This window comes from Pseudomonas sp. NFACC32-1 (assembly GCF_900101215.1).
In the GTDB taxonomy this organism is placed as follows: domain Bacteria; phylum Pseudomonadota; class Gammaproteobacteria; order Pseudomonadales; family Pseudomonadaceae; genus Aquipseudomonas.
Map to the genome: position 1 here is coordinate 70,607 of NZ_FMUL01000018.1, position 23,778 is coordinate 94,384.

At 63.3% G+C, this 23,778-nt stretch carries 26 protein-coding genes; 11 read left to right on the forward strand and 15 right to left on the reverse strand.

Translation table 11 applies throughout. The features are described from left to right. Nucleotides 1-30: 30 nt before the first annotated feature. Nucleotides 31-2,481, reverse strand: coding sequence for a penicillin acylase family protein (locus BLP99_RS22810; protein WP_072432216.1), 2,451 nt, complete (start codon nt 2,479-2,481; stop codon nt 31-33). A gap of 198 nt (nt 2,482-2,679) precedes the next feature. On the opposite strand from BLP99_RS22810, the gene BLP99_RS22815 reads away from it, so the two are divergent. Then, on the forward strand, nt 2,680-3,237 hold the full coding sequence (locus BLP99_RS22815; RefSeq protein WP_072388720.1) for a cysteine hydrolase family protein: 558 nt from the start codon (nt 2,680-2,682) through the stop codon (nt 3,235-3,237). Nucleotides 3,238-3,390: 153 nt separating this feature from the next. On the opposite strand, the gene BLP99_RS22820 is transcribed toward BLP99_RS22815, so the two are convergent. The 4 genes from BLP99_RS22820 to BLP99_RS22835 form a co-directional block, all read right to left on the reverse strand. Next, entirely contained in the window at nt 3,391-3,594 is a 204-nt protein-coding gene (locus tag BLP99_RS22820) for an SEC-C metal-binding domain-containing protein (protein WP_003198420.1), read from the reverse strand. A 4-nt stretch (nt 3,595-3,598) separates the two neighbouring features. After that, on the reverse strand, nt 3,599-4,084 hold the full coding sequence (locus BLP99_RS22825; protein WP_072387762.1) for an LEA/WHy family protein: 486 nt from the start codon (nt 4,082-4,084) through the stop codon (nt 3,599-3,601). Nucleotides 4,085-4,218: 134 nt separating this feature from the next. After that, nucleotides 4,219-4,695 carry a YchJ family protein gene (locus BLP99_RS22830; RefSeq protein ID WP_092181839.1) on the reverse strand — a complete coding sequence of 159 codons (477 nt, stop codon included), beginning with the start codon at nt 4,693-4,695 and terminating at the stop codon, nt 4,219-4,221. A gap of 17 nt (nt 4,696-4,712) precedes the next feature. After that, nucleotides 4,713-5,210 carry a DUF6231 family protein gene (locus tag BLP99_RS22835; RefSeq protein ID WP_072432217.1) on the reverse strand — a complete coding sequence of 166 codons (498 nt, stop codon included), beginning with the start codon at nt 5,208-5,210 and terminating at the stop codon, nt 4,713-4,715. A 193-nt stretch (nt 5,211-5,403) separates the two neighbouring features. Between BLP99_RS22835 and BLP99_RS22840 the strand changes: the two genes are divergently transcribed. From BLP99_RS22840 to BLP99_RS22850, 3 genes are all read left to right on the forward strand, one after another. Next, complete coding sequence (locus tag BLP99_RS22840) at nt 5,404-6,099, forward strand: PA1041 family peptidoglycan-binding anchor lipoprotein (RefSeq protein ID WP_072387756.1); 696 nt, start codon at nt 5,404-5,406, stop codon at nt 6,097-6,099. A gap of 138 nt (nt 6,100-6,237) precedes the next feature. After that, nucleotides 6,238-6,510: a DUF1145 domain-containing protein gene (locus BLP99_RS22845; protein WP_092181813.1), complete on the forward strand. Its 273-nt coding sequence runs from the start codon at nt 6,238-6,240 to the stop codon at nt 6,508-6,510. Beyond that, a complete protein-coding gene (locus BLP99_RS22850) occupies nt 6,503-7,261 on the forward strand; it encodes a collagen-like triple helix repeat-containing protein (RefSeq protein WP_072387752.1) in 759 nt (252 codons plus the stop codon). The genes BLP99_RS22845 and BLP99_RS22850 overlap by 8 nt, the downstream gene beginning before the upstream one ends. Nucleotides 7,262-7,311: 50 nt before the next feature. Here the strand turns inward: BLP99_RS22850 and BLP99_RS22855 are convergent, their stop codons facing one another. Next, entirely contained in the window at nt 7,312-7,776 is a 465-nt protein-coding gene (locus tag BLP99_RS22855; RefSeq protein WP_072387750.1) for a CopD family protein, read from the reverse strand. A gap of 100 nt (nt 7,777-7,876) precedes the next feature. Between BLP99_RS22855 and dinG the strand changes: the two genes are divergently transcribed. The 4 genes from dinG to pdxH all read left to right on the forward strand — a co-directional run bounded on the left by dinG (nt 7,877) and on the right by pdxH (nt 13,239). Then, the gene (gene dinG / locus BLP99_RS22860) at nt 7,877-10,021 is read left to right on the forward strand and encodes an ATP-dependent DNA helicase DinG (RefSeq protein ID WP_072432219.1); all 2,145 of its coding nucleotides are present in this window, start codon (nt 7,877-7,879) and stop codon (nt 10,019-10,021) included. Between the two features lie 158 nt (nt 10,022-10,179). Further along, nucleotides 10,180-11,325 carry a serine hydrolase domain-containing protein gene (locus BLP99_RS22865; protein WP_072387745.1) on the forward strand — a complete coding sequence of 382 codons (1,146 nt, stop codon included), beginning with the start codon at nt 10,180-10,182 and terminating at the stop codon, nt 11,323-11,325. Between the two features lie 117 nt (nt 11,326-11,442). Next, complete coding sequence (locus BLP99_RS22870) at nt 11,443-12,567, forward strand: OmpA family protein (RefSeq protein ID WP_092181816.1); 1,125 nt, start codon at nt 11,443-11,445, stop codon at nt 12,565-12,567. Nucleotides 12,568-12,591: 24 nt separating this feature from the next. Then, on the forward strand, nt 12,592-13,239 hold the full coding sequence (pdxH, locus tag BLP99_RS22875; protein ID WP_072432222.1) for a pyridoxamine 5'-phosphate oxidase: 648 nt from the start codon (nt 12,592-12,594) through the stop codon (nt 13,237-13,239). Here pdxH and BLP99_RS22880 read toward each other — a convergent pair. Then, nucleotides 13,187-13,471, reverse strand: coding sequence for a hypothetical protein (locus tag BLP99_RS22880; protein WP_072432223.1), 285 nt, complete (start codon nt 13,469-13,471; stop codon nt 13,187-13,189). The genes pdxH and BLP99_RS22880 overlap by 53 nt on opposite strands. Nucleotides 13,472-13,642: 171 nt before the next feature. Here BLP99_RS22880 and BLP99_RS22885 point away from each other — a divergent pair, with 171 nt between their 5' ends. Further along, nucleotides 13,643-14,107, forward strand: a complete 465-nt coding sequence (locus BLP99_RS22885) for an outer membrane lipoprotein (RefSeq protein WP_053153052.1) — start codon at nt 13,643-13,645, stop codon at nt 14,105-14,107. 252 nt (nt 14,108-14,359) lie between these two features. On the opposite strand, the gene nhaA is transcribed toward BLP99_RS22885, so the two are convergent. Next, nucleotides 14,360-15,544: a Na+/H+ antiporter NhaA gene (nhaA, locus tag BLP99_RS22890; protein WP_072387735.1), complete on the reverse strand. Its 1,185-nt coding sequence runs from the start codon at nt 15,542-15,544 to the stop codon at nt 14,360-14,362. Between the two features lie 262 nt (nt 15,545-15,806). Here nhaA and BLP99_RS22895 point away from each other — a divergent pair, with 262 nt between their 5' ends. Continuing rightward, complete coding sequence (locus BLP99_RS22895) at nt 15,807-16,901, forward strand: PLP-dependent cysteine synthase family protein (protein ID WP_072459604.1); 1,095 nt, start codon at nt 15,807-15,809, stop codon at nt 16,899-16,901. 163 nt (nt 16,902-17,064) lie between these two features. Here BLP99_RS22895 and BLP99_RS22900 read toward each other — a convergent pair whose 3' ends face one another. The 3 genes from BLP99_RS22900 to BLP99_RS22910 all read right to left on the reverse strand — a co-directional run bounded on the left by BLP99_RS22900 (nt 17,065) and on the right by BLP99_RS22910 (nt 20,138). Continuing rightward, on the reverse strand, nt 17,065-18,678 hold the full coding sequence (locus BLP99_RS22900; protein WP_072432225.1) for an NAD(P)/FAD-dependent oxidoreductase: 1,614 nt from the start codon (nt 18,676-18,678) through the stop codon (nt 17,065-17,067). Nucleotides 18,679-18,787: 109 nt separating this feature from the next. Then, entirely contained in the window at nt 18,788-19,462 is a 675-nt protein-coding gene (locus BLP99_RS22905) for a hypothetical protein (RefSeq protein WP_072388718.1), read from the reverse strand. 76 nt (nt 19,463-19,538) lie between these two features. After that, entirely contained in the window at nt 19,539-20,138 is a 600-nt protein-coding gene (locus tag BLP99_RS22910; protein WP_072387729.1) for a short chain dehydrogenase, read from the reverse strand. 103 nt (nt 20,139-20,241) lie between these two features. On the opposite strand from BLP99_RS22910, the gene BLP99_RS22915 reads away from it, so the two are divergent. Continuing rightward, the gene (locus BLP99_RS22915) at nt 20,242-21,156 is read left to right on the forward strand and encodes a LysR family transcriptional regulator (protein ID WP_072387727.1); all 915 of its coding nucleotides are present in this window, start codon (nt 20,242-20,244) and stop codon (nt 21,154-21,156) included. A 72-nt stretch (nt 21,157-21,228) separates the two neighbouring features. Here the strand turns inward: BLP99_RS22915 and BLP99_RS22920 are convergent, their stop codons facing one another. Genes BLP99_RS22920 through BLP99_RS22935 form a run of 4 tightly spaced genes read right to left on the reverse strand, consistent with a single transcriptional unit; the run spans nt 21,229 to nt 23,659 of the window. Further along, nucleotides 21,229-21,708: a DoxX family protein gene (locus tag BLP99_RS22920; RefSeq protein ID WP_072387724.1), complete on the reverse strand. Its 480-nt coding sequence runs from the start codon at nt 21,706-21,708 to the stop codon at nt 21,229-21,231. Next, nucleotides 21,705-22,463: an HvfC/BufC N-terminal domain-containing protein gene (locus tag BLP99_RS22925; protein ID WP_092181819.1), complete on the reverse strand. Its 759-nt coding sequence runs from the start codon at nt 22,461-22,463 to the stop codon at nt 21,705-21,707. Before BLP99_RS22925 ends, BLP99_RS22920 begins: the two co-directional genes overlap by 4 nt. Further along, on the reverse strand, nt 22,460-23,329 hold the full coding sequence (gene bufB / locus BLP99_RS22930) for an MNIO family bufferin maturase (protein WP_092181824.1): 870 nt from the start codon (nt 23,327-23,329) through the stop codon (nt 22,460-22,462). The genes BLP99_RS22925 and bufB overlap by 4 nt, the downstream gene beginning before the upstream one ends. A gap of 24 nt (nt 23,330-23,353) precedes the next feature. Beyond that, nucleotides 23,354-23,659, reverse strand: coding sequence for a BufA1 family periplasmic bufferin-type metallophore (locus BLP99_RS22935; protein ID WP_072387717.1), 306 nt, complete (start codon nt 23,657-23,659; stop codon nt 23,354-23,356). Nucleotides 23,660-23,778 lie beyond the last annotated feature (119 nt).

Consider the following 23,778-nt stretch of genomic DNA (forward strand, 5'->3'; position numbering starts at 1 on the left):
AAGGGAGGGATCCCTTCGCCACAGGGCAGGCTATCTGCCGGGCGCCAGGGTCAGGCGCGTCTTGCCGTAGGCGCGGTCGAAGTTCTGCGGCTGCAAGGGCACGTTCTGGTACTGCGCCTTGATCCACGGGTCGATGCCGCTGAGGTAGCTCGGGCTGGCCGGGTTGCCCGACTGGCCGACGCCGCCCTGGACCAGCAATGGTTCGGGCTGGCTGAAGTCGACGATAAGGCGCAGCGTGGGTGCCAGGACGGTGTTGAAATCCTGGCCCCAGGCGAACGCGGAGGTGTTCAGCGTGGTGGCATCGCCACCCGCCGACAACGGGCCGCGCACGGTCTGGCCACTGCCGTTCTTCCACTCGTAGCGGTGCAGCTTGCCCCACTGCCAGGCCTTGTGATCGGTGCCCAACTGGCTGTCGCCGACGCTGATGGCCGCGGCCAGTGCGCGGGCCAGGATGACCGCCTTGTCTTCCTTTTGCGGGGTGCGGACATCGTCCCAGAAGGGGCTGTCTTCGCGGCCGAGCAGATGATCGGCCTGGGCCGAATAGGAGAGCTGGCCGTTGGCAACCAGGGCTTTCCACGCCTGGCTGTTCTCCGGGCCCAGTTCATCGAGGAAAATCTGCTTCATGCTTTCCTGCAGGAACAGCTCGTAGATCGCCGCGTCGGCGGAAACCGGGCTTAGCCGGCCGTCGAATGCCATCAGGCGGGTGTAGGCCTCGCGGGCCTTGGCCCGGTCGGCCGGCGGCAGCGCTTCGATTGCCTGCTTGAGCGGCTGGGCCAGGCCCGGGGCTTCGAAGACCTTCTTGAGCTTGGCCGCGAACGGGGTGGTCTGGTCGTATTGCATTGCGGTCAGGCTGCGGACGTCGTGCTTGCCTGCACCGGCCAGTTCGGCCAGGCGCTCGCCACGCTCCGGCGCGGCCCAGGAATTGGACAACTGCATGCCGTAGCCGTGGGGAATGACCCGCTGGTTGGCATTGCCGAGCCAGCCCTGGGCTGGATCCTGGTCGTAGGGGTGTGCCATGGGGTCGGCGTAACCTTCCCAGTCATAGCGACCATCCCAGCCCGGGGACGGCAGCAGGCCTTCGCCTTCGCGACGGTTCGGATAGCGACCTGTGACCTGCCAGCCAATGTTACTGGCGTCAGCGAAGATCACGTTCATGGCCATGGCTCGGATTTCGCGGGTGGCGTCGGAAGCCTTCTCGGCGTTCTGTGCACGGGACAAGTCGAAGAATGCGTCCAGTGTCCTGTCGTCGGTAAAAGCCGGTGTCTGCAAGGCCAGGCCAAGGCCGTTGGCCATGGCCAGTCCTTGGGCGCTGTTGAGCAGTGGCCCGTGACGAGTTTCGAACACGGCTTCACGGATCGGTCGTTGACCTTTGACGAAGTAGGTTTCGTTGCGCACCGTCACCGGCTGCCATTTGCCATTGACCTCGTAGGACAGGGAGTTGCCCTGGCGTCGGATCTTTTCCAGGAACAGGTCCTGGTTGTCGCCCTGGACGCTGGTCATGCTCCAGGCCACCTTGCCGTTGAAGCCCGCCAGGATCATCGGGATGCCCGGTACGGAAACGCCTGCCGCCTGGTACTTGGGCGCCCGGATCTGCACCGGACTCCATGAGGAAGGCGCGCTCAACGGCCCTTGGCTGGCGCTGGCCAGCAGGCTCTTGCCGCCACGGCTGCGTTGCGGGGCGATCACCCAGTCATTCGAAGAGCCTGCACCCGGCAGGTTCAGCCCGGCCAACTGATTGCTGGCCTTGTCGAGTTCGGCCAGGCCAGGGATCTGACCATTGAGCCGGATGCCCTGGAGCTTGTCGGCTTCGCTCAGGGGCAATGGTTCGTCCGGATAGGAGGGACTCAGCCAGGCCAGTTTGTCGTTGTTGACCGTCTGGGCCAGCACCAGGCTGGCGATCTCCTCCGGCAGGTTGGCCGACTGGCTGAAATTCAACAGGCAGAACATCAGCGCCGAATCTTCTGGCTTCCAGTATTCGGGTTTGTAGCCAGTGGCGGCCAGGTCCGCTGGCAGCTTGTCGCGATAGCGGAACAGGTAGGCGTTGACGCCGCGGGCGTAGACCTCGAAGAAGCGCTTGAGCCGTGGCGAAGAGGCCTTGTACAACTCGTCGGCGCTTTTTTTCAGGTTGACGGCGCGCATGTAGCGGTCGACGTCCAGGCGCTCGGCCCCGGACATTTCCGCCAGCCGACCCTGGGCCAGCAGGCGCAGGGTCACCATTTGCGTGATGCGGTCGCCGGCATGGACGTAGCCGAGGGCGAACAACGCATCATGGAAACTGCTGCTCTCGATCAAGGGCATGCCCATGGCGTTGCGTCGAACCGTGACGTTCTGCGCCAACCCCTTGAGCGGTTGTACGCCGGAAGTGGGCGGGACGGTGTCCTGGGTATTCCAGGCCTGGCAACCGCTCAAGCCGAGCACACCAGCGACCGTGGCGGCAACGCCGAGTCGGGGAAAGAAAGAAGTAGAGGCTGGCGAGGCCATGGCAAAGCTCCTGCGGGAGGGGGCACCCAATGAAAGGCGCTACGTTAGTGAGCAGGAGAAGGCCGCGCAAGCGGCGACGAGGGATATTTGTGGAGCTGGCGACGAAAACCCGGTTGCCGGACGAGTGCCAGGGCTTGCCTGTAGGACGAGGTGATGCTCAAGTGTCGGGAATCTCAATGGCCTGACGAGAAAACCGGCATGCAGCTACGCCAAGACGCAGCGCTGATCCTGATCGATCAACAGAAAGGCATTCTTCATCCCAGGCTCGGCCCTCGCAACAATCCCGAGGCGGAGCTGCGCATGCTCGAGTTGCTGCGGTTCTGGCGACAGTCGGCGCGGCCGGTGATCCATGTCCATCACCTGTCCCGTTCGCCGGACTCGGTGTTCTGGCCGGGGCAGTCGGGGGTGGAGGTCCAGCCGCGATTCGAGCGGCTGGCGGGGGAATGGTTGGTTCAAAAACAGGTGCCGGATGCGTTCAGTGGCACGCGCCTGGAAGAAGACCTGCGTCGGGCAGGCATCGGGCAACTGGTGATCGTGGGGGTGGCGACGCACAACTCGGTGGAGTCCACGGCGCGTACGGCCGGTAACCTGGGATTCGACACGTGGGTGGTCGAGGATGCCTGCTTTACTTTCGACAAGGCCGACTACTTCGGCAAGGTCCGTTCGGCTGCCGAGGTGCATGCCATGTCCCTGGGCAACTTGCAGGGCGAGTATGCGACGGTGGTCGATGTGAAGCGGATTCTGGAGGCGGGCTGACAAGTGGTTGTGCCGGTCTCATCGTGGGCAGACCCGCTCCCGCACTGGATCACGCGGCAATAGGCAAACGTACCTTGTACCCTGGATCCCCTGTGGGAGCGAGCTTGCTCGCGATGATGCTTCAACAGGCGAAGATGGCCTTCGCCCGGCCCCTCAAGCCCCGTGGCACTTCTTGAATTTCTTGCCGTTGCCGCATGGGCAAGGGTCGTTGCGGCCGACATCCTTCAGGGCATTGCGCACCGGTTCCTGGTGAGCGTGGCCGCAGTTCGGACCATGGACATGGCCGTGGTCATGATCGTGGTGATGGTCATGGTCGTGGTTGCAATCAGGGCCATGGACGTGGGGTTGTTGGGTCATGGGGTCACTCCGCAATTAAATCGGCGGCGATTATCACGCCATTGCGCTCCAGGTGCACGTAGTGAGCGATGAATAATCCGGTTTCCAGCTCACCTTCCAGACGATAGGGAATCTGTTCCCGGGGTTTCTCGAGCAATTTCACCACTTCGCGCACCTGCGGCCACAGGTTGGTACGGATCGGCACCTTGAAGTAGGCGCTGTTGTTCGGGCCCACCGTGAACCAGTGTTCGTGCTCGCCTTCGGTGAGCAGCAGGGTGCCCAAATGAACCCGGTAGGTCAGGCCGCGCACGGTCAGGTCGCTGTCCCCTGGGTTGTCGACCCGAAAATGCAGCACGAACCGTTGCTCCACCAGGCGCGCCCGTACGACTTCGACCTTGACCAGGTGCACTTGCGGTTCCGGCGCCTGTTCACCACGCCAGGACGCACAACCGCCAAGCCCGATGAACAGCAGCAGGCTGGCGGTGCGTAGCAGGAGTGATGGACGTGTCATGTCTGCGCCTCTGTCACCAGGTCTTGAAGCCTGCGCGACGATCATGCTTCGTTGAAAGCGGGTCCGGCTTCTCTTGCAAAGCCTAGGCTCTGTACGAAAAGCCTAGGGCAGAAGCGGACGAGTGCTCGACGATTTCAACGATTGAAATAACCCGCGCAGCACTTCTTGAACTTATGCCCGCTGCCGCACGGGCAGCTGTCGTTGCGGCCCGTCTTGACCGGCACGGTCGGGTCGATGAAATACCAGCGGCCACCGTTCTGCACGAAGGAAGACTGCTCGCGGTGGCTGTGCTCGCCATGGCCGTCATGCCAGCGTGCGGTAAAGGTCACGAAGGCATGTTCCGGTTGGCCACCGAAGACTTCACTGCTCTGCACTTCCAGTCCCAGCCAGGTGCTGTTGGCGCTCCACTCGCTGATGGCCTGGCGGTCGAGCCCGTCCTGTTGAGCGGGCAGGGTGGTCGCCACCAGGTAATCCACCAGCCCGAGCACATAGGCACTGTAGCGCGAACGCATCAAGGCTTCGGCGCAGGGCGCCGGGTGGCCGTCGTGGTAATGGCCGCAGCATGCGTCCAGTGGGTTGCCGCTGCCACAGGGGCAGATGGGGGCGTGCAGGCTCATGTTCACAGCTTCTACCACCAGTATTTTCCGAAGTTTTCCGGGTTGGCCCAAAAGCGTGAGTTGAGCCAGTCGGGGACTTGCTTGTATTCAAGCAGATCATAGGTGAACAGGGTCAGCACCTGCTCCTCGCGCTGGAACCGCTCGCTGGCCTGCAGCGCCAGCGAGAAGAAGTCGGTTTCCTGCCAGCCGCAGGCGTTGAGGTCCGCCAGCACGGCAATACGGCTGGCATTGAGGTTGCGGATGCCACCCAACAGGTTCAGACCGTCGCGCTTGGGCAAATGCTCCAGGCAATCGAGCGCCAGCGCCAGGTCGAAGCGTTGCGTGGCGATATCCGGCGGCAACGGGCCCGGGCTGGCCTGGACCACTTCGGTGTCGGGATGGGCCTGCCGGAATGCTTCCAGCGCGGGAAAGCCGCTGGCACCGACCAACAGCAGTTTTCGCGGCGCATAACGGTCAAGCACGGCGGCCAGGGCTTGCTGGGGGGTACGCGAAGAAATGGCAACGGTCATCGAAGTTCCTCAGTCAGAGCCACCACGATAGCCTGCGCAAGGGTCCTGGCCTAGAGCGGTTTGCGCGCAAAACAGGCAAACGGCTGTAAACACGGGGCGAAACCCGCGATGGCCCCGGGCTGGCGCGGATCCGGACTCGGGTCTTTACTCCCCTGAATCGGTGCAAAGCCGATTCCTCAAGGAGAAAAAACCAATGAGCATAGTTCGGACAGCGTTACCCCTGGTTCTGCTTACCAGTGTGTTGACTGGTTGCGCAGGTTTGCAAAAAACCGACTGGCCGATCTGTGCGGCCACGGGCGGTGTCGTCGGCGCCGGGTTGGGCGCCATCGAAAGCAGTTCCTGGATCGGTCCTGGTGCGCTGGTGGCCGGTACGGTGGCTGGGGCCTGGTGCTGGGCCCATGGCGACGGCGACGAGGACGGCGATGGTGTGCCGGATAGTCGCGACAAGTGCCCTGGCACCCCCAAGGGCGTGCAGGTCGATGCCGACGGTTGCCCGCCGCCAGCGCCAGCGCCGATGGCGCAAGAGCCCGTGGTGGTCAAGGAAGAAACCATCGTGATCCGCGATGTGCACTTCGAATTCGACAAGGCCACGCTCACCGCCACCGACAAGCAAGTGCTGAGCGATGTGGCGAGCCGTCTGAAGCAGGAATCATCCACTGCGCAACTGCGGGTGACCGGTCATACCGACAGTGTCGGCAACACGGCCTATAACCAGAGGTTGTCGGAAAAACGGGCCAATTCGGTGGTGCAATACCTGGTGGAAAGCGGCGTACCTCGTGCCAGCTTCGTCTCGGTGTCCGGTGCCGGCGAGAGCCAGCCGGTGGCCGACAACCAGACGGCCGAAGGACGGGCCATGAACCGTCGCACGGAAATCAAGATAAACCGTTGAAAGCCTGAGGCGAGGGGGCCCGCTCCCTCGCCACGGCTACTTCCTGTGTCACGACGATTAAATTTTCCCCGGCCTCTGGCTTAACCTGCGCGCAAGCCGTTACTGTGGCTGCAAAGAACAATGCTCACCGGGGGGTATATGAAGGTGTTTTGGGGACTGGGGCGCTTGCTGACCCTGCTGTTCTGGCTGGTGGTGCTGACCAACCTGGTCCTGCCGTTCGTCTATCCGCTGCATCTGCTGGTCAACCTTGCCGGGGCGCTGCTGCTGGCGCTGCATCTGCTGGAGTTGCTGCTGTTCAGGGCCTGTTTCCGTGGCCTGCCCGCTCCTGGCCGTGAACGGCTCAGGGTGCTGCTGTTCGGCATCTTCCATCTGCAAACCCTTCCGACCGCCGCAGAGGCTTCCCATGCGTAAATTGTGTCTGCTCGCCGCACTCGTCTGCCCGTGGGCTTCTGCCCAGGATCTCCAGGTAGAAAGCCATTCGTTGATGCGCCTGCCCAACACGACCAGTGTCCTGAGCCTGGAACGCTTGGACGTGGCTGATTACGGCACTTTGCTGGTGCCCTCGAACGTGACTCAACTGACCATCGGCCAATTGCACCTGGGCCGCGAGGCACGGATCGCCATCGTGCCGGCGCAGCAGCCCCTGGAAATGAAGGTGAGCCAGGCTGAACTGGCCGATGGCAGCCAGATCACCTCCCGTGGTGCACCGGGAACGTACACCAAGGCAGCACGGCCGGGACGCAACCTCAACCTGCGTTTCAACGCCCTGCAGGCGCCGCTGCTCTCGGTGGATGCGCGCGGTGGCACCGGTGCGCCGGGTTATGTGGGCCTCGATGGCGCCAACGGGCAGGCGCCGGGATGCACGTGGGGTTCGGCCGGACGCGGTGCCGATGGCAGCAACGGCGGCGACGGCCAGCCAGGCGCGGCCGGAGCCCAGGTGCGTCTAGAATTGCCCCGCGAGTACCCCGACGGGCAGATCAAGGTAATGGTGGACGGCGGAGCGGGTGGTGCGCCAGGGCCTGGCGGCAAGCCCGGTGCCGGTGGCAAGGCCAAGGGATGCCTGGTCTATACCGCCGATGGCGGCAAGAGTGGCCGCCCTGGCCTCGACGGCCAGCCGGGGCCTGCCGGCGCGGCTGGAACGCTGACCGTGCAGCGGTTCTGAACATAAGATCGCCAGTGGGCCCGCCCCCTCGCAGGGCTGGCCCTACATCCTCAGAACATTGGCCGCGCCGCGCCGATCGCCACCACCAACAGCCCGGTCAGCAGGTTGATGCCGACCAATCGTCGGATCTTGCCCAACGCTGCGGCGCCCGCCGGCCAGTCCTGGGCGGCCACGGCCTTGCGCAACGGGGGCAACTGCAAGGCCTGGATACGAATGAACAGTGCCGTCATCACCACGTACAGGCCCATCATGACCTGCACATAGCGCGGCGCGGTTTCGAACCCGGCGAAGCGCATATGGATCAGGCCCGTACCGCTGATCGGCAAAAGCACCACCGCGATCCAGACCCAGACAAAAAAACGTTGAAACACTTCGACCCACAACCCGAGCCTGGCGGGACCTTCCAGGGCCGTCATCGCGGCGGGGCGCAGGATCATCCAGGCAAAGAACATCCCGCCGACCCAGACCAGGGCCGCCAGTAGATGCAGGGTGTAGATGAAGGCAAAGGGTGTCATTGAGTTACTCCGTTCTGCGCGGGATTCATTAGCGGGGTATGATAGCCGCCGATCCGAACCACTGAAAATTTATCCAGCATTTTTTAGCGCCCGACCATCCATGATCAGCAACGAACTCAAAACCACGATCCAGGGCGCCTATTCGCGTTTTCTCGAAGCCAAGAGCCTAAAGCCGCGTTATGGCCAGCGCCTGATGATCGCCGAAGTGGCGAAAGTCCTGGGTGACATCGACACCGACGATGAAGGCCGGCGCAGTGGCGAGCCCGCCGTCGTGGCGGTGGAGGCCGGTACCGGTACCGGCAAGACCGTCGCCTACAGCCTGGCTGCGATCCCCACGGCCAAGGCCGCCGGCAAGCGCCTGGTGATCGCCACGGCCACGGTGGCCCTGCAGGAGCAGATCGTCTACAAGGACCTGCCCGACCTGATGCGCAACAGCGGCCTGAACTTCAGTTTCGCGCTGGCCAAGGGGCGTGGGCGCTACATGTGCCTGTCCAAGCTGGACATGCTGCTGCAGGAAGGCCAGGCGCAGACCGCCACGGCCCAGTTGTTCGAGGAGGAAGGCTTCAAGATCGAGGTCGATGAAGCCAGCCAGAAGCTGTTCACCAGCATGATCGAGAAACTGGCCGGCAATAAGTGGGACGGTGACCGCGACAGCTGGCCCACGACCCTGGAAGATGCCGACTGGGCCCGGCTGACCACCGACCACAGCCAATGCACCAATCGCCACTGCCCGAACTTCGGCCAGTGCGCCTTCTACAAGGCCCGTGAAGGCATGGGCAAGGTCGATGTGATCGTCACCAACCACGACATGGTCCTGGCCGACCTGGCCCTGGGGGGCGGCGCCGTGTTGCCGGATCCGCGCGACACCGTTTACGTGTTCGACGAAGGGCATCACCTGCCGGACAAGGCCATCGGCCACTTCGCCCATTACACCCGGCTGCGTTCCACCGCCGACTGGCTGGAAAGCACCGCCAAGAACCTCACCAAGCTGCTGGCCCAGCACCCCTTGCCGGGGGACCTGGGCAAGTTCATCGAGCAGGTGCCGGAACTGGCGCGGGAGATCAAGACGAACCAGCAGTTCATGTTCACCGCCTGCGAGCAGGTGGCCGACTTCAAGCCCGGCGAGGATGTCGAGGGCCGGGAGCGGCCTCGGCATCGTTTCGTCGGTGGGGTCATTCCCGAGCACATGCGTGAAATGGGCATCGAGCTCAAGAAAGGCTTCGCCCGCCTGACCGACCTGTTCACGCGCCTGACCGACCTGCTCAAGGAAGGCATGGATGGCGAGGTGAACATCGGTATCGCCAGCAATCAGGCCGAGGAGTGGTACCCACTGTTCGGCAGCCTGTTGTCCCGGTCCCAGGGCAACTGGGAACTGTGGACCGCGTTCACCACCGAGGACCCGGAGGACAATCCGCCCATGGCGCGCTGGCTGACCCTGGCCGAAAGCGGTTCGCTGTTCGATATCGAAGTCAACGCCAGCCCGATCCTGGCGGCGGACATGCTGCGTCGCAACCTGTGGAATGTGGCCTATGGCGCGCTGGTGACCTCCGCCACGCTGACCGCCCTGGGCACCTTCGACCGCTTCCGCATGCGTGCCGGCTTGCCCAGGACCGCCGTCACCGCCGTGGTCCCGAGCCCGTTCCATCACGCCGATGCCGGGGTATTGCGGGTGCCGGACCTGCGCGCCGACCCCCGGGACGCCGCAGCCCATACCGCAGCGATCATCCGTGACCTGCCGGAGCTGGTGGAGGGCTCCCGGGGCACGCTGGTGCTGTTTTCCTCACGCAAGCAGATGCAGGACGTATTCGATGGCCTGGATCGCGACTGGCGCAAGCAGGTGTTCATCCAGGGCAACCTGTCGAAGCAGGAGACCCTGAACAAGCACAAGGCGCGGGTCGATGGCGGGGACTCCAGCGTACTGTTCGGCCTGGCCAGCTTCGCCGAAGGCGTCGACCTGCCCGGTGCCTACTGCGAACACGTGGTGATCGCCAAGATCCCGTTCTCGGTCCCGGACGATCCGGTGGAGGCGGCCCTGGCCGAATGGATCGAAGCCCGCGGCGGCAACCCGTTCATGGAAATCTCCGTGCCCGACGCCTCGCTGAAGCTGGTCCAGGCCTGCGGCCGGTTGCTGCGCACCGAAGAGGACCGCGGCACCATCACGTTGCTCGACCGGCGGCTGGTGACCCAGCGCTATGGCAAGGCGATCCTCAACGCGCTGCCGCCGTTCCGGCGGGAGATTTCCTGACGCCCCTCATTGTGTGGCTGGGAAGCTTGTCTGTGGCGAGGGGATAAGTCCCCTCGCCACAAGGAGAGTGTCCAGCCGTCCTGTGGCGGTTCCCAAAAACCTCAATGGCTGAAACAATGCCCGCCACTCTAAAAGTGTTTGTTTCAAAGGAGTTGCGCGTGCAGATTCAAGGCCATTATGAGCTTCAGTTCGAGGCTGTACGTGAAGCGTTCGCGGCACTGTTCGACGATCCCCAGGAGCGCGGCGCGGCCTTGTGCATCCAGGTCGGTGGCCGGACGGTGATCGATCTCTGGGCTGGCACCGCCGACAAGGACGGCGACGAAGCCTGGCACAGCGATACCATCGCCAATCTGTTCTCCTGCACCAAGACCTTTACCGCCGTCGCCGCCTTGCAACTGGTGGCCGAGGGCAAGCTGCAACTGGATGCGCCGGTTGCCCGGTACTGGCCCGAATTCGCTGCCGCCGGCAAGCAGTCCATCACCCTGCGTCAATTGCTCTGTCACCAGGCCGGGCTGCCAGCGTTGCGTGAATTGCTGGCGCCCGAGGCACTGTACGACTGGCAGACGATGGTCGATGCCCTGGCGGCCGAAACGCCCTGGTGGACCCCGGGCGACGGTCACGGTTACGCGGCGATCACCTATGGCTGGCTGGTGGGCGAACTGCTGCGCCGGGCGGACGGCCGCGGACCCGGCGAGTCCATCGTGGCGCGGGTGGCAAGGCCCTTGGGCCTGGATTTCCATGTGGGCCTGGCCGATACGGAGTTCCACCGCGTGGCCCATATTGCCCGTGGCAAGGGCAACGTCGGCGATGCGGCGGCACAGCGCCTGTTGCAGGTCACGATGCGTGAACCTGCAGCCATGACCACACGTGCCTTCACCAATCCACCATCGATCATGACCAGCACCAACAAGCCGCAGTGGCGACGCATGCAGCAGCCGGCCGCCAACGGCCATGGCAATGCCCGCAGCCTCGCCGGGTTCTATGCCGGTTTGCTGGATGGCAGTCTGCTGGAAGGCGAAATGCTCGATGAGCTGACCCGCCAGCACAGCCTTGGCGACGACAGGACATTGCTGACCCGGACCCGTTTCGGCCTGGGGTGCATGCTCGACCAGCCTGATGTGCCGAATGCGACCTATGGCCTGGGGCCGCGGGCATTCGGTCATCCGGGTGCCGGAGGCTCCATCGGCTTTGCCGATCCGGAACATGACGTGGCATTCGGCTTCGTGACGAACACCCTCGGGCCCTACGTGTTGATGGACCCGCGCGCGCAGAATCTTGCGAGGGTACTTGCCACTTGTCTATAAAGCGTCACTGGACGGGGGGGACCTGGAACCCAGGGTCTCTTTCGGTTTCAAAGCGACTGTTTATGTGCCCCGGCCTGGGGTCTGTATTTTTCATTTACATCATTTTGTGGATATCCAATGTCATCGAATAAAACCCTCGCTCTGGCGCTGTGCTTCGCTATCACCGGTTGCGCGCAAAACCCACAAAATGATGCCGAGGGCGGTGGTGGCTGGTGGCCGTTTGGCTCTACCGACAAGGTAGCGAGCAAAGACCCGGCGCCAGCTCCAGCTCCGGCGGCTGCGCTGAAGCCGGCAGCCGTGGCGCCCCAGGCCAAGGCCGAGAGTGCCACGCATTGGTGGTGGCCGTTCTCCTCTGACGAGGCAGGTGACGAGCCTGCCAGCAAAGACGCGGTCAAGCCTGAAGCCAAGCCTGAGGCCAAGGCCCCGGCCAGTATTGCCAAGACCGAATCCGAAAGCGCTGGCAAATGGTGGTGGCCGTTCGGCGGCAAGGAACCGCAAGCCCCCAAGGCGGCGCCAATGCCTGACCCGAAAATCACCCAGGCCTGGCTCGACGACTATGAGCCCAAGCTGCGCACCGCGATCAAGGACAGCAAGCTGGAACTTGAACGCCGTGACAACGTGCTGGTGGTCACCGCGCCTGTGGACAGTTCGTTCAACCCGGATCGTCCGGCCATGCTGCTGCCGGTGACTCTCGGCCCGTTCACCCGTGTGGCGAAGATCCTGGAAGCCGATCCGAAATCCGCCGTGCTGGTCCTGGGCCATGCCGACACGTCGGGCGCGGCGCCCGCCAACCTCAAGCTCAGCCAGGAGCGGGCCCAGTCCGTGGCGGCGATCTTCCGTCTCAGCGGGTTGCAGCGCGATCGCCTGCTGTTGCGTGGCATGGGCTCAGAGGCCCCTCGTGCGGCCAACGACAGCGTCGAAGGGCGCGCCTTGAACCGTCGCGTAGAGCTGCTGATCACGCCACAGAACACGCTGGTGGCGCTGCTGGGCAAATACAACATGCCGGCTCCCGCACCGGTCACCCTGGTGGCCGCCCAGGACGTCAAGCCTGCGGCCCCGGCGCCAGCACCGAAGAAGGCTGCGGTGCCGGCCGCCAAGAAGGCCCCGGCCAAGAAAGCCGCGGCCAAGGCTCCAGCGAAAAAAGCCCCGGCGAAGAAGGCCACCCCGGCGAAGAAACCCGAACCGGCCAAAGCCGCCACCGACAGCAAGAAAGTCGCGGCCGCCGATACTTCCAAGCAGTGACGGGCCAACCACAAGGAGTGCGCCATGACCCAAACGCTGGCTGATATGCGCCGTGACTACACCCGCGATGGCCTGACCGAGGCGCAAGCCCCGGCCGAGCCGTTTGCGCTGTTCCACCAATGGTTCGCCGAGGCGGTGAAAACCGAGCAGCCCCCGGTGGAAGCCAATGCCATGACCCTGGCGACGGTGGACACGGATGGACGCCCCCATTGCCGGATCCTGCTGCTCAAGGGACTGGATGCCCAGGGCTTCACCTTCTTTACCAACTACGACAGCGCCAAGGGCCAGCAACTGGCCGCCAATCCGTTCGCGGCCATGACATTCTTCTGGCCGACCCTCGAGCGCCAGGTGCGCATCGAGGGCAGGGTGGTGAAAGTCACGGCCCAGGAGTCGGATGCCTATTACCAGGTGCGGCCGCTGGGCAGTCGTCTCGGCGCCTGGGCCTCACCTCAGAGCCGGGTGATCGCCGGCCGCGGCGAACTCGAGGACTTGCTCAAGGCCACTGAGCAACGCTTCAGCGACAGCCAGCCACACTGCCCCGAGCATTGGGGCGGTTATCGCCTGCTGCCGGAGCGCATCGAGTTCTGGCAAGGTCGCCCGAGTCGCCTGCACGATCGACTCAATTACCGCCTGGAAGGGACGCAGTGGACTCGCGAGCGTCTGGCCCCGTAGGGGCCGGATAATCTGCCGCAGCGGCCTGGAGCCATTGCGGCAGGTCCCGGCGCTTGATCCGTAGCGCCCGGGCGCGATCCAATTGTTGCAGCATGTAATCCTTCTTCCCCTCGTCCCGCCCTGCCAATGACAGCGCCAGGTCGCGATCTACCCAGCGTTTGATCCGTACGTACAGCCACCAGTGGAAGTACAGACCGGCGAGCGTGGTGACCGCGATGATGAAATAGTCCATGGAAATCCTTGGGCCAACGACGCAGGTTTCGTAAATTGGCGCTACTGTTTTGTGGAATTTCTCGGGTATGCCTGTATCCCACCTGAATGAAAACAATTTTATCCCGGCGAAGCCGTGACAGGCGTCAAGCTGCGGAGTTTAATGATTACCTGTCTTTTGGAGTCTGATGCTATGCGTAAGTCTGTTTTGCTGGTTGCTTCCTTTTCCACGATGGCGATGTTGCTCACTGGTTGTCAGTCGAGCCTGACCGGTGACTCCTATTCCCGTGACGAAGCGCGTCGCGTGCAGACGATTCGCATGGGGACCATCGAAGCCTTGCGTCCGGTCAAGATCGAAGGCACCAAGACCCCGATCGGCGGTGCCGCCGGTGCGGTGGTCGGTGGTGTGGGCGGCAGCGCCATCGGTGGCGGCCGCGGCAGTATCGTCGCCGCCGTGATTGGCGCCGTGGCCGGTGGCCTGATCGGCTCCGCCACTGAAGAAGGCCTGACCCGCACCCAGGGTGTGGAAATCACTGTTCGCGAAGACGACGGTAGCATGCGCGCCTACGTGCAAGAGGTTCAGGAAAACGAAGTATTCCGTGTGGGCGAGCGGGTTCGTATCGCCACCGTGAACGGTGTGAGCCGCGTTACGCACTAAGCGCAACGGGAAGGAAAAAACCCCGATCAGGTGACTGATCGGGGTTTTTTTATGCCCTTCGTTGAATTGGCCGAAGGTCACGGTCTTTCCGTGCGGGACGGACGCTGACCCGGTGGCCAGGGGCGTTCGGTGGTCGCTTGCCGAGTATTGTCGGACTGCTTTGCTTGAACGTCTGATCTTGAGGGGGCGAATCGACCGGGTGACGGATCGCTACGCCGCGAAAAGGCGTAGCGATCGGTCTTCAAGGATGCGTCAGGACAGGGTTGTGTGCTTGCGGCTGGCCGCTGCGGTCACCCCATAACCCAGTACTGCCGCGAGGATCGAGCCGGTGAGGATGCCCATTCGATCCATGCCGGCGTACTGGCTGGCGCCGGGCTCGAAGGCCAGGGAGCCAACGAACAGGCTCATGGTGAATCCGATGCCGCACAGGATCGCCACTCCCAGGACCTGGCCCCAGTTGGCGCCGGCGGGCAGGCCGGCGATACCGGCTTTCACCGCCAGCCAGGTGAGGCCGAACACACCGACGGTCTTGCCCAGCAACAGGCCGATGGCGATGCCCATCGGCACGGGATGGGTGAAACTCTCGACGGTGACACCGCTCAGGGACAGGCCGGCATTGGCAAAGGCGAACAGCGGCAGGATGCCGTACGCGACCCAGGGATGCAGGGCATGCTCCAGGGACAACAGCGGCGAGGTTTCGGCGTTTTTCGTGCGCAGCGGGATACAGAAGGCCAGGGTGACGCCAGCCAGGGTGGCGTGCACCCCGCTCTTGAGCACGCAGACCCAAAGCACCAGGCCCACGACCATGTAGGGCGCGAGCTTGATCACGCCCATGCGGTTCATGGCCACCAGCACCGCGATGCAAACCGCCGCCAGCACCAGCGACAAGGTCGACAGGGCGCCCGAGTAGAAGATCGCGATGATGATAATGGCGCCGAGGTCGTCGATGATTGCCAGGGTCATCAGGAACAGTTTGAGCGACACCGGTACGCGTTTGCCCAGAAGGGCCAGGACCCCCAGGGCGAAGGCGATGTCGGTGGCCGTTGGAATCGCCCAGCCGGAAAGGGCCGCCGGGTTGTCGCGGTTGAGGAACCAGTAGATCAGTGCCGGCACCACCATGCCACCAATCGCCGCTGCGCCTGGCAGGACGATCTGCGAGGGTTTCGACAGTTGCCCGTCGAGGACCTCGCGCTTGACCTCCAGGCCGATGAGCAGGAAGAACAATGCCATCAGCCCGTCGTTGATCCACAGCAGCAGCGGCTTGGCGATCTTCAATGCACCGACCTGAGCCACCACCGGCGTGTCCAGCAAGCCGCCATACAGCCAGGACAGGGGTGAGTTATTGATGACCAGGGCCAGTACGGCGGCCGCGATCAACAGCAGGCCGCTGGCGGCTTCCAGCTGGAAAAAGCGCATCAGGGAGTTACGTAGAGGCAAGATCGCTCTCCATTCATCGAATCAAAGTGGCCACACCCTAACCCGTAGTGTTAGTTGTTAAAACAAAAGTTATATTCTTTTTTGTTATATGGCGTTACAACGCCTGGTTGCGCTCGGGCAGTGACAAGGCATATTGGACCTTAGCTGTACCTGTGCGCGATGTAGCTTTTTTCCTAAGCTTGCGACTGGTTTTTCCGATACCCGCCGTGCCTGCATGAGCGTCAGGCTTCCTCCGCGTCGAACCGATCCAGTGAGAACACACATGAACGACCACCGTCAGTGGGCACGCGAAGCGATTCGCATCATCGAGGCCGACTTCCAGCGCAGCGCCGACACTCATCTGATCCCGTTGCCGCTGCCGGGCCTTCCGGGTATCGAGTTGTATTTCAAGGACGAGTCCAGCCATCCCACCGGCAGCCTCAAGCATCGGCTGGCCCGGTCGCTGTTCCTCTATGCGTTGTGTAACGGCTGGCTGAAACCCGACGCGCCGGTGATCGAGGCGTCCAGTGGGTCGACGGCCATTTCCGAAGCCTATTTCGCTCGATTGCTGGGTCTGCCCTTCATCGCGGTGATGCCGGCGACCACCTCACGGGAAAAAATCGCGCAGATTGCCTTCTACGGGGGCCAAAGCCACCTGGTGGAGGATCCTACGCAGATCTATGCCGAGTCCGAGCGCCTGGCTCGTGAGCATGACGGGCACTTCATCGACCAGTTCACCTACGCCGAACGGGCCACGGACTGGCGGGCCAATAACAACATTGCCGAGTCGATCTTCCAGCAGATGCGCTTCGAGCGGCATCCGGAGCCGAGCTGGCTGATTTCCAGCCCCGGCACTGGCGGCACCACCGCGACATTGGGGCGCTACGTACGTTATCGCCAGCATCGCACCCGGGTGCTGTGTGCCGATGCCGAGCGTTCGGTGTTCTTCGATTTCTACCGCAACGGCGACGCCAGCCTGCGCCTGGACTGCGGCTCGCGGATCGAAGGCATCGGCCGGCCACGGGTGGAGGCCTCGTTCCTGCCCAAGGTCATCGACGCGATGGTCAAGGTGCCGGATGCCTTGTCCCTGGCTGCCATGCATTACCTGGCGCAACGCCTGGGCCGGCGGGTAGGTGGCTCCAGCGGCACCAACCTGATCGGCGCTCTGATTGCTGCGAAACAGATGGTGGACGCGGGTGAATCGGGGTCGATCGTGGCGATTTTGTGTGACGCAGGGGAGCGCTACGCCACCACTTATTACGATCCGGCATGGCTCGAGGCACAGGGGTATGAGTTGAGTGGGCTGATGGACGCCGTGGCAGCGAGTGTGGAGCGGGGCGCGGCACTGCCGGAGAGTGTGTTGCGGGCCAATATCTGAATCTTGAAACCCTCAGGCCCCTTGTGGGAGCGAGCTTGCCCGCGACCGCGGTGGATCAGTCAACATCTGTGTTGAATGCCAGGCCGTCATCGCGAGCTCGCTTCTACAGGGTAATGCTGTTTACCGGGGCCTGTGGCTGCCTCGAGTGAACAGCAGTGTCCCCTCAGGCTTCGAGGCCGAGGATATCCCGTGCCACCGCCTCGGCAATCCTGATCCCGTCGACGCCTGCCGACAGGATCCCGCCTGCATAACCGGCACCTTCGCCGGCCGGGAACAGACCCTTCACGTTCAGGCTCTGCAACGATTCGTTGCGGGTGATGCGCAGCGGTGACGACGTACGGGTTTCGATGCCGGTCAGTACGGCGTCATGCAGCGAATAACCGCGGATCTGTTTTTCGAAGGCCGGCAGCGCTTCGCGAATGGCTTCGATGGCGAAGTCCGGCAACGCCAGGGCCAGGTCACCCAGGGCGACCCCTGGTTTGTAGGAAGGCTCGACGCTGCCCAACGCCGTGGACGGCTTGCCGGCAATGAAGTCGCCCACCAGCTGCGCCGGGGCCTCGTAGTTGCTGCCGCCGAGCACAAAGGCATGGGACTCCAGGCGCTCCTGCAATTCGATCCCGGCCAGGGGGCCGCCGGGGTAGTCCACCTCCGGCGTGATGCCCACCACGATGCCGGAGTTGGCATTGCGTTCATTGCGCGAGTACTGGCTCATGCCGTTGGTCACGACCCGATTCGGCTCGGAAGTGGCGGCCACCACGGTACCGCCAGGGCACATGCAGAAGCTGTATACCGAACGACCGTTCCTGGCGTGGTGCACCAGCTTGTAGTCGGCGGCGCCCAGTTTCGGGTGGCCGGCATACTTGCCCAGGCGTGCGCTGTCGATCAGCGATTGCGGGTGTTCGATACGGAAACCCACCGAGAACGGCTTGGCTTCCATGTATACGCCACGGCTGTGGAGCATGCGGAAGGTGTCCCGGGCGCTATGTCCCAGGGCCAGGATCACGTGGCGGGAGTGAATACGTTCTCCGCTGGCCAGCTCGACGCCGACCAGTTGACCATCCTCGATCAGCACGTCCGTCACCCTTTGCTGGAATCGCACTTCACCGCCCAGGGCACGGATCTGCTCGCGCATGTTTTCCACGACGCCTGTCAGGCGGAAGGTGCCGATGTGGGGCTTGCTGACATAAAGGATTTCCTCCGGCGCACCGGCCTTGACGAACTCGTGCAGCACCTTGCGGCCCAGGAATTTCGGGTCCTTGATCTGGCTGTAGAGCTTGCCGTCTGAAAACGTCCCGGCGCCGCCTTCGCCGAACTGCACGTTGGATTCGGGATTGAGTACGCTTTTGCGCCACAGGCCCCAGGTGTCCTTGGTGCGCTGGCGAACTTCCGGACCGCGCTCGAGAATGATCGGCTTGAAGCCCATCTGCGCCAGTAACAGGGCGGCGAAGATCCCGCACGGACCGAAGCCCACCACGATCGGCCGTTCACCCACGTCCGCCGGGGCCTGGCCGACCATCTTGTAGCTGACATCCGGTGCTTCGTTGACGTTACGATCATCGGCGAACTTGCGCAGCAGGCCGGCTTCATCGCGCACCGTCAGGTCGAGGGTGTAGATGAAGCACAGTTCGGAGGATTTCTTGCGTGCGTCGTAGCTGCGCTTGAACAGGGTGAAGTCGAGCAGGTCATCGCTGGCGATGCCCAGGCGCTGCAGGATGGCGGCGCGCAAGTCTTCTTCGCAATGGTCGAGCGGCAGTTTCAGTTCGGTGATTCGTAACATGGTGGGGTCCGGTTCGCGGGGCGCACAACTGCGCCAGGGCGTTCTTCAAACCGGCGATTATAAGCCGCAAAGCCGATTCCGGTGAGCTTAAAACAAGCTGCCCGTCCATTCAGTCGTCGCGTGCCCCACCGAAATAGGCACAGCCGCGCTGGACCTGGCCGTTGACCCGCAATTCGGCGCTCATGTGCTGCACGCTGCCGGTGCTGCTGTCGACACAGCGGGAGGGGGTGACCCAGAGTTCGACTTTCTGGCCATTAGCCTCGGTGCCAAGGTTGAAGCGGCCGTCGCCCACTTGTTCTTCGACGTAAGGCACTGCCAGTGTCGGCTGGCCTTCGCGCTCCAGCACCAGGCCCTTGCCTCCGGCCTGGAGCGACCATTCAGGGCCGTGTCCTGTGGCGCGCAGGGTCATTCGCTTGAAGTCGGCGTCGTCGCAGGATGTGCCCGAGCGTTCCAGGCGATACAGCTGCTGGAGGTCCAGCTGGCTGTCGGTGCCGGCCGCGGCACTGGAGACGATACGCCCACGCACATCGGCGAACAGCTTGCCCTGGTCTCCGGCCAGGACGGCGGCCTGCTGCAGCACACTGGTGCTGCCGCTGTCGTTGACGATGAAGCGGCGCTGGTCCTGGCAGGGCTGGAACAGCAGCTTGCCATCGGCCGCCGTGAGCTCGCCCTGCATGCGAGTCTGGCCCGCATGGGACGCGCTCTGGCGTGGCGCTTCGAGCAATTGACAGGCGGCGAAGAGGGGGAGGAGGGCGACAAGCAACAGGGAACGGGCGGCACGCATCATTGGGTCTCCAGACAAGTGTCGCCACGTTACTCAGACTGGTCCTTCACCACAACCCGTAGGTGCTTTCCCTGGCTCAACCTACGTGAAAGGTCTGGCCGGTCTGCAGGCCTTCGACGCTCTTGGCGTAGGCCAGGGCGACGTCGGCGGCCGGCACCGGCTTGTAGCCCCGGAAGTAGGGTGCGTACTTGTCCATGGCTTCCACCAGCACGTTCGGGCTGACCGAGTTGACCCGCAGCCCCCGAGGCAACTCGATCGCCGCGGCACGCACGAAGCTGTCCAGGGCGCCGTTGACCAGGGCCGCCGATGCGCCGCTCTTGATCGGGTCATGGCTGAGCACGCCGGTGGTGAAGGTGAACGAGGCTCCGTCGTTGGCATATTCACGGCCGATCAGCAGCAGGTTGACCTGGCCCATCAGCTTGTCTTTCAGGCCGAGGGCAAAGCTTTCCTCCGTCATGTCGCCCAAGGGGGCGAAGGTGACATTGCCCGCCGCGCAGACCAGTGCATCGAAGCGTCCGGTCTTTTCGAACAGGGCACGGATGGAGGCGCTGTCGCTGATGTCCACTTGCAGGTCACCGCTGTGGCGGCCGATGCGGACGATTTCGTGGCGCGGCGACAGTTCGTTATCGATGGCCGAGCCAATGGTGCCGTTGGCGCCGATCAACAGGATTTTCATGGAGATTCCTCATTGGATTGAACGAGTTTTGAGTCTAGAGGGGTTCTTTACGCTGATAATCATGCTAATAGGCAACCTTTGGTTTTCATTTGGAAACAATCCAATGAGCGAAATGGATGACCTGGCGGCGTTCGCCGTGTTGATCGAGGCGGGCAGCTTTACCCTGGCCGCCCAGCAGTTGGGGTGCAGCAAGGGCCAGTTGTCCAAGCGCATCAGTCTGTTGGAAAGCCGTTTTTCAGTGGTGCTGTTGCAGCGCACCACGCGACGCCTGAGCCTTACGGCGGCGGGGACGGCGTTGCTGCCCCAGGCCCAGGCATTGCTGGTGCAAGTGGAGCGTGCGCGTCAGGCATTGGCCCGGTTGAAGGATGACATTTGCGGTCCGGTGCGCATGACGGTTCCGGTTTCCCTGGGTGAAACCTTCTTTGATGGGCTGTTGACGGAATTTGCCCGCACCTATCCGGACGTGCAGATCGAACTGGAGCTCAACAACGGCTACCGCGACCTGTCCCGGGATGGTTTCGACCTGGCGATCCGTTCCGATGCCGCCATCGATGAGCGCCTGGTGGCGCGGCCGCTGTTGGCCTGGCACGAAATGACCTGTGCCAGCCCGGCCTACCTGGAGCGTCATGGGGAGCCCGACACGCCTCAGGCCCTGGCCGAACACCGTTGCCTGCTCAACAGCCATTACAGCGGCCGCGAGGAATGGCTGTACCACCAACGGCATGAGCTGCTGCGGGTGCGAGTCTCCGGGCCGTTCGCCAGCAATCACTACAGCCTGTTGAAAAAAGCGGCCTTGGCCGGTGCCGGAATTGCCCGGCTGCCGTCCTACCTGCTGCATGAAGAATTGGCCGACGGACGCCTGCGCAATTTGCTGCACGATTACCAGACCCGGCGCATGCCGATGTACCTGGTCCATCCGTACCAGGGCGGCCTGCCCAGGCGCACCCAGGTGCTGGCCGACTATCTGATCGATTGGTTCAAGCGCAGTGGCGAGGCGTTGGATCGGCTCCAACGATAGTCCATCCACTGGACAATCCCTGGGGTGGCTTGGATGTTTCGACTGTCCAGATCCCTGTGAGGGAATCTGTGTTCAGCCGTGGGCGTAGCGCTTGGCGATCAGGTGATCGATCGACAACATTCCCGGTCCACGGGCCATCAGGTACAGCAACACCGCTGCCCAGGTGCCATGGGTCGGGTAGGCGTCCGGGTAGACGAACACCTGGATGGTCACGGTCATGCCGAGCAGGGCCAGTGCCGAGAAGCGCGTCGCCAGGCCAAGCAGGATCAGCACTGGAAATACATGCTCGGCAAAGGCCGCCAGGTGCGCGGCCAGTTCCGGCGACAGCAGCGGCAGGGCGTATTCACTTTTGAACAGGGGGATGGTCGAGTCCGCCAGGCGCGGCAGGCCGATCTGGAAGGTGCCGTCGACCAGGTCGATGGCCAGTCCTTCGATTTTGGTCTGGCCGGACTTCCAGAACACTGCGGCAATGCAAAAGCGCCCGATGAAGGCGATCAGGCTGTGGGGAATTTTCTCCAGCCATTGAATGAAACCGCAAATCAGGGTGTTCATGGGAGTACCTGTTCGGCTAGGAGATGGGTGATGGCCTGGTGGCGGATGAGCCCCGCCAGGGTGTGTTCCAGGTCAAGGTCGATCGAGGCCTCAATGGCCGCAGTCAGGGAGAACCTTTGTTGCAGGGCTGCGATGAACCCATGGGCCGCGCGACTGATCGCAAACACCTCCACGTCCAGGCCATTGCGCAGCACCAAGGCGTTTTGCGCGGGAAGCGTTTCGAACGGTACGGGCGCCTGGTGTTGGTGGGCGGCCCAGATCGTCACCACGGCATAGGGGGATTGCAATAGCCGAAGTGACGGGTGAAGCCCGATCTTCAAATCCCCTGCCAGCATGGGGGACGACAGCGCCGCCACGATTCGTTCTTGCGCCATGGGCTCGGCGTCGGCGGCATGCCAGGCTTGCACATGCAGTCGCTCCAGCCGAGCGACGTCCGCCAGGTAAGGCACGCTGGCGGCGGGTTCGAAGTGTTCGATGAACTCGGCAAAGTCGCCGCCGTAGTCGTTCATCACCGGGCTGCGCGGCGGCGTGGATTGGACATAGACCCCGGCCATGGCTCGGAAGAATTCCTCGCCCACCAGTTGCACCACCACCGGGTAGTTGTCGGCCAGGGCATTGATCAATGAGCTGAGCACGTTGTTGCGGTACACCGCGAAACGGCTTTCCGGGGCTGCCCCATTGGCGCTGATCAGGCCGGGCGGACATGCCTTGCGCGGGTCGAGCAGGGCGGCGGCAAATGCGTGCTGATTGCTCATGGCCGGGCTCTAGCGGCGCTCAACAGATGATCGGCCTGGCGTGCTTCGGCCAGCAGCACCTCCCATGCCGGGACGTGGTTGTCGCGCTCGATCAAGGTGGCGACCGGCCCGGTCCGCTCCAGCGCCTTGAGGTACAGCTGCCAGACTGCATGATCGATCGGCGCGCCGTGATCATCTATCAGCAGGCGCTCGCCGAGGCTGTCGGTATCCTCGGCGAAGCCGGCCAGGTGGATTTCGCCAGTCATCTGCAGGGGCAGGGCGTCGAGGTAGGCCAGTGGATCGCGGCCATGGTTGATGCACGAAACGTAGACGTTGTTCACGTCCAGCAGCAGGCCGCAGCCGGTGCGGCGGATCACTTCGCTCATGAACTGTGGCTCGTCGAAGGTCGAGGTTTCAAAGCCCAGGTAGGTGGCCGGGTTTTCCAGTAACAGCGTGCGCTTGAGGCTGGTCTGCACCTGGTCGATGTGTTCGCAGACCCGTTCGAGGGTTGCTTCGTCATAGGCCAGGGGGAGCAAGTCATTGAGGAACACCGGGCCGTGGCTGGACCAGGCCAGGTGTTCGGAAAAGGACTGGGGTTGATAGCGTTCGATCAAGGCGGCCAGGCGCTGCACATGCGTGACATCCAGCGGACCCTCCCCACCGATCGACAGGCCGACGCCATGCAACGACAGCGGATACCGTTCGCGTATCAGCCCCAGGAAGTGATGAAGCGGCCCGCCGGCCACCATGTAGTTTTCCGCGTGCACTTCGAAAAAACCCAGATCCGGTCGGGTCTGCAGCACTTCATGAAAATGCTCGCTCTTGAGCCCCAGCCCCGCCCTTGGCGGCAGTCGACGATCAGTGGCGAGGGATGGGGTGTTCAACATGGTGGCGGGCCTCAGGCGATGCGATCAGGACTTGGCTTTGAACGCTTCGAGCTGGCCGAAACCGGTGGGTGAGGTTTTGCTTTCCATGGTGGTGCACGTGCCTTTAGGCACCGATTTCCAGGCGTTGGCCTGATAGTCCATTTTTGCGGTACCGGCGCAGGTGGTGCCGGCGCCGGCGGCGCAGTCATTCTTGCCCTTGAGGGCAACGCCGAAGCATTTTTCCATGGTGTCGTCGGCTGCGTGAACGGTCGAGACGGCTGTCATGCTCAGGGCGGAACCCAGGGCCAGGACCAGGGCAGTGGCGGACAGGGTGCGGGTCGAAGCAGTCATGATGATTCTCCAGTCTTCAGGGAAATGAACCGGCGTTAGCGCCGGTCTGCTGAACTAGAGAAGGACGGTGGCAAAGCGTTACAGCGGGCCCCCATTATTTTTTGCCCACCTGGGAAATC

Bases quoted from the DNA above. Each gene is read 5' to 3' on its own strand.
- BLP99_RS22810 (WP_072432216.1), bottom strand. From the start codon at position 2,481: ATGGCCTCGCCAGCCTCTACTTCTTTCTTTCCCCGACTCGGCGTTGCC.
- BLP99_RS22900 (WP_072432225.1), bottom strand. From the start codon at position 18,678: ATGTTACGAATCACCGAACTGAAACTGCCGCTCGACCATTGCGAAGAA.
- BLP99_RS22815 (WP_072388720.1), top strand. From the start codon at position 2,680: ATGCAGCTACGCCAAGACGCAGCGCTGATCCTGATCGATCAACAGAAA.
- BLP99_RS22910 (WP_072387729.1), bottom strand. From the start codon at position 20,138: ATGAAAATCCTGTTGATCGGCGCCAACGGCACCATTGGCTCGGCCATC.
- bufB (WP_092181824.1), bottom strand. From the start codon at position 23,329: ATGTTGAACACCCCATCCCTCGCCACTGATCGTCGACTGCCGCCAAGG.
- BLP99_RS22935 (WP_072387717.1), bottom strand. From the start codon at position 23,659: ATGACTGCTTCGACCCGCACCCTGTCCGCCACTGCCCTGGTCCTGGCC.
- BLP99_RS22905 (WP_072388718.1), bottom strand. From the start codon at position 19,462: ATGCGTGCCGCCCGTTCCCTGTTGCTTGTCGCCCTCCTCCCCCTCTTC.
- BLP99_RS22855 (WP_072387750.1), bottom strand. From the start codon at position 7,776: ATGACACCCTTTGCCTTCATCTACACCCTGCATCTACTGGCGGCCCTG.
- BLP99_RS22880 (WP_072432223.1), bottom strand. From the start codon at position 13,471: ATGGACTATTTCATCATCGCGGTCACCACGCTCGCCGGTCTGTACTTC.
- BLP99_RS22870 (WP_092181816.1), top strand. From the start codon at position 11,443: ATGTCATCGAATAAAACCCTCGCTCTGGCGCTGTGCTTCGCTATCACC.
- BLP99_RS22895 (WP_072459604.1), top strand. From the start codon at position 15,807: ATGAACGACCACCGTCAGTGGGCACGCGAAGCGATTCGCATCATCGAG.
- pdxH (WP_072432222.1), top strand. From the start codon at position 12,592: ATGACCCAAACGCTGGCTGATATGCGCCGTGACTACACCCGCGATGGC.
- dinG (WP_072432219.1), top strand. From the start codon at position 7,877: ATGATCAGCAACGAACTCAAAACCACGATCCAGGGCGCCTATTCGCGT.
- BLP99_RS22825 (WP_072387762.1), bottom strand. From the start codon at position 4,084: ATGACACGTCCATCACTCCTGCTACGCACCGCCAGCCTGCTGCTGTTC.
- BLP99_RS22925 (WP_092181819.1), bottom strand. From the start codon at position 22,463: ATGAGCAATCAGCACGCATTTGCCGCCGCCCTGCTCGACCCGCGCAAG.
- BLP99_RS22845 (WP_092181813.1), top strand. From the start codon at position 6,238: ATGAAGGTGTTTTGGGGACTGGGGCGCTTGCTGACCCTGCTGTTCTGG.
- BLP99_RS22840 (WP_072387756.1), top strand. From the start codon at position 5,404: ATGAGCATAGTTCGGACAGCGTTACCCCTGGTTCTGCTTACCAGTGTG.
- BLP99_RS22850 (WP_072387752.1), top strand. From the start codon at position 6,503: ATGCGTAAATTGTGTCTGCTCGCCGCACTCGTCTGCCCGTGGGCTTCT.
- BLP99_RS22915 (WP_072387727.1), top strand. From the start codon at position 20,242: ATGAGCGAAATGGATGACCTGGCGGCGTTCGCCGTGTTGATCGAGGCG.
- BLP99_RS22820 (WP_003198420.1), bottom strand. From the start codon at position 3,594: ATGACCCAACAACCCCACGTCCATGGCCCTGATTGCAACCACGACCAT.
- BLP99_RS22835 (WP_072432217.1), bottom strand. From the start codon at position 5,210: ATGACCGTTGCCATTTCTTCGCGTACCCCCCAGCAAGCCCTGGCCGCC.
- BLP99_RS22920 (WP_072387724.1), bottom strand. From the start codon at position 21,708: ATGAACACCCTGATTTGCGGTTTCATTCAATGGCTGGAGAAAATTCCC.
- BLP99_RS22885 (WP_053153052.1), top strand. From the start codon at position 13,643: ATGCGTAAGTCTGTTTTGCTGGTTGCTTCCTTTTCCACGATGGCGATG.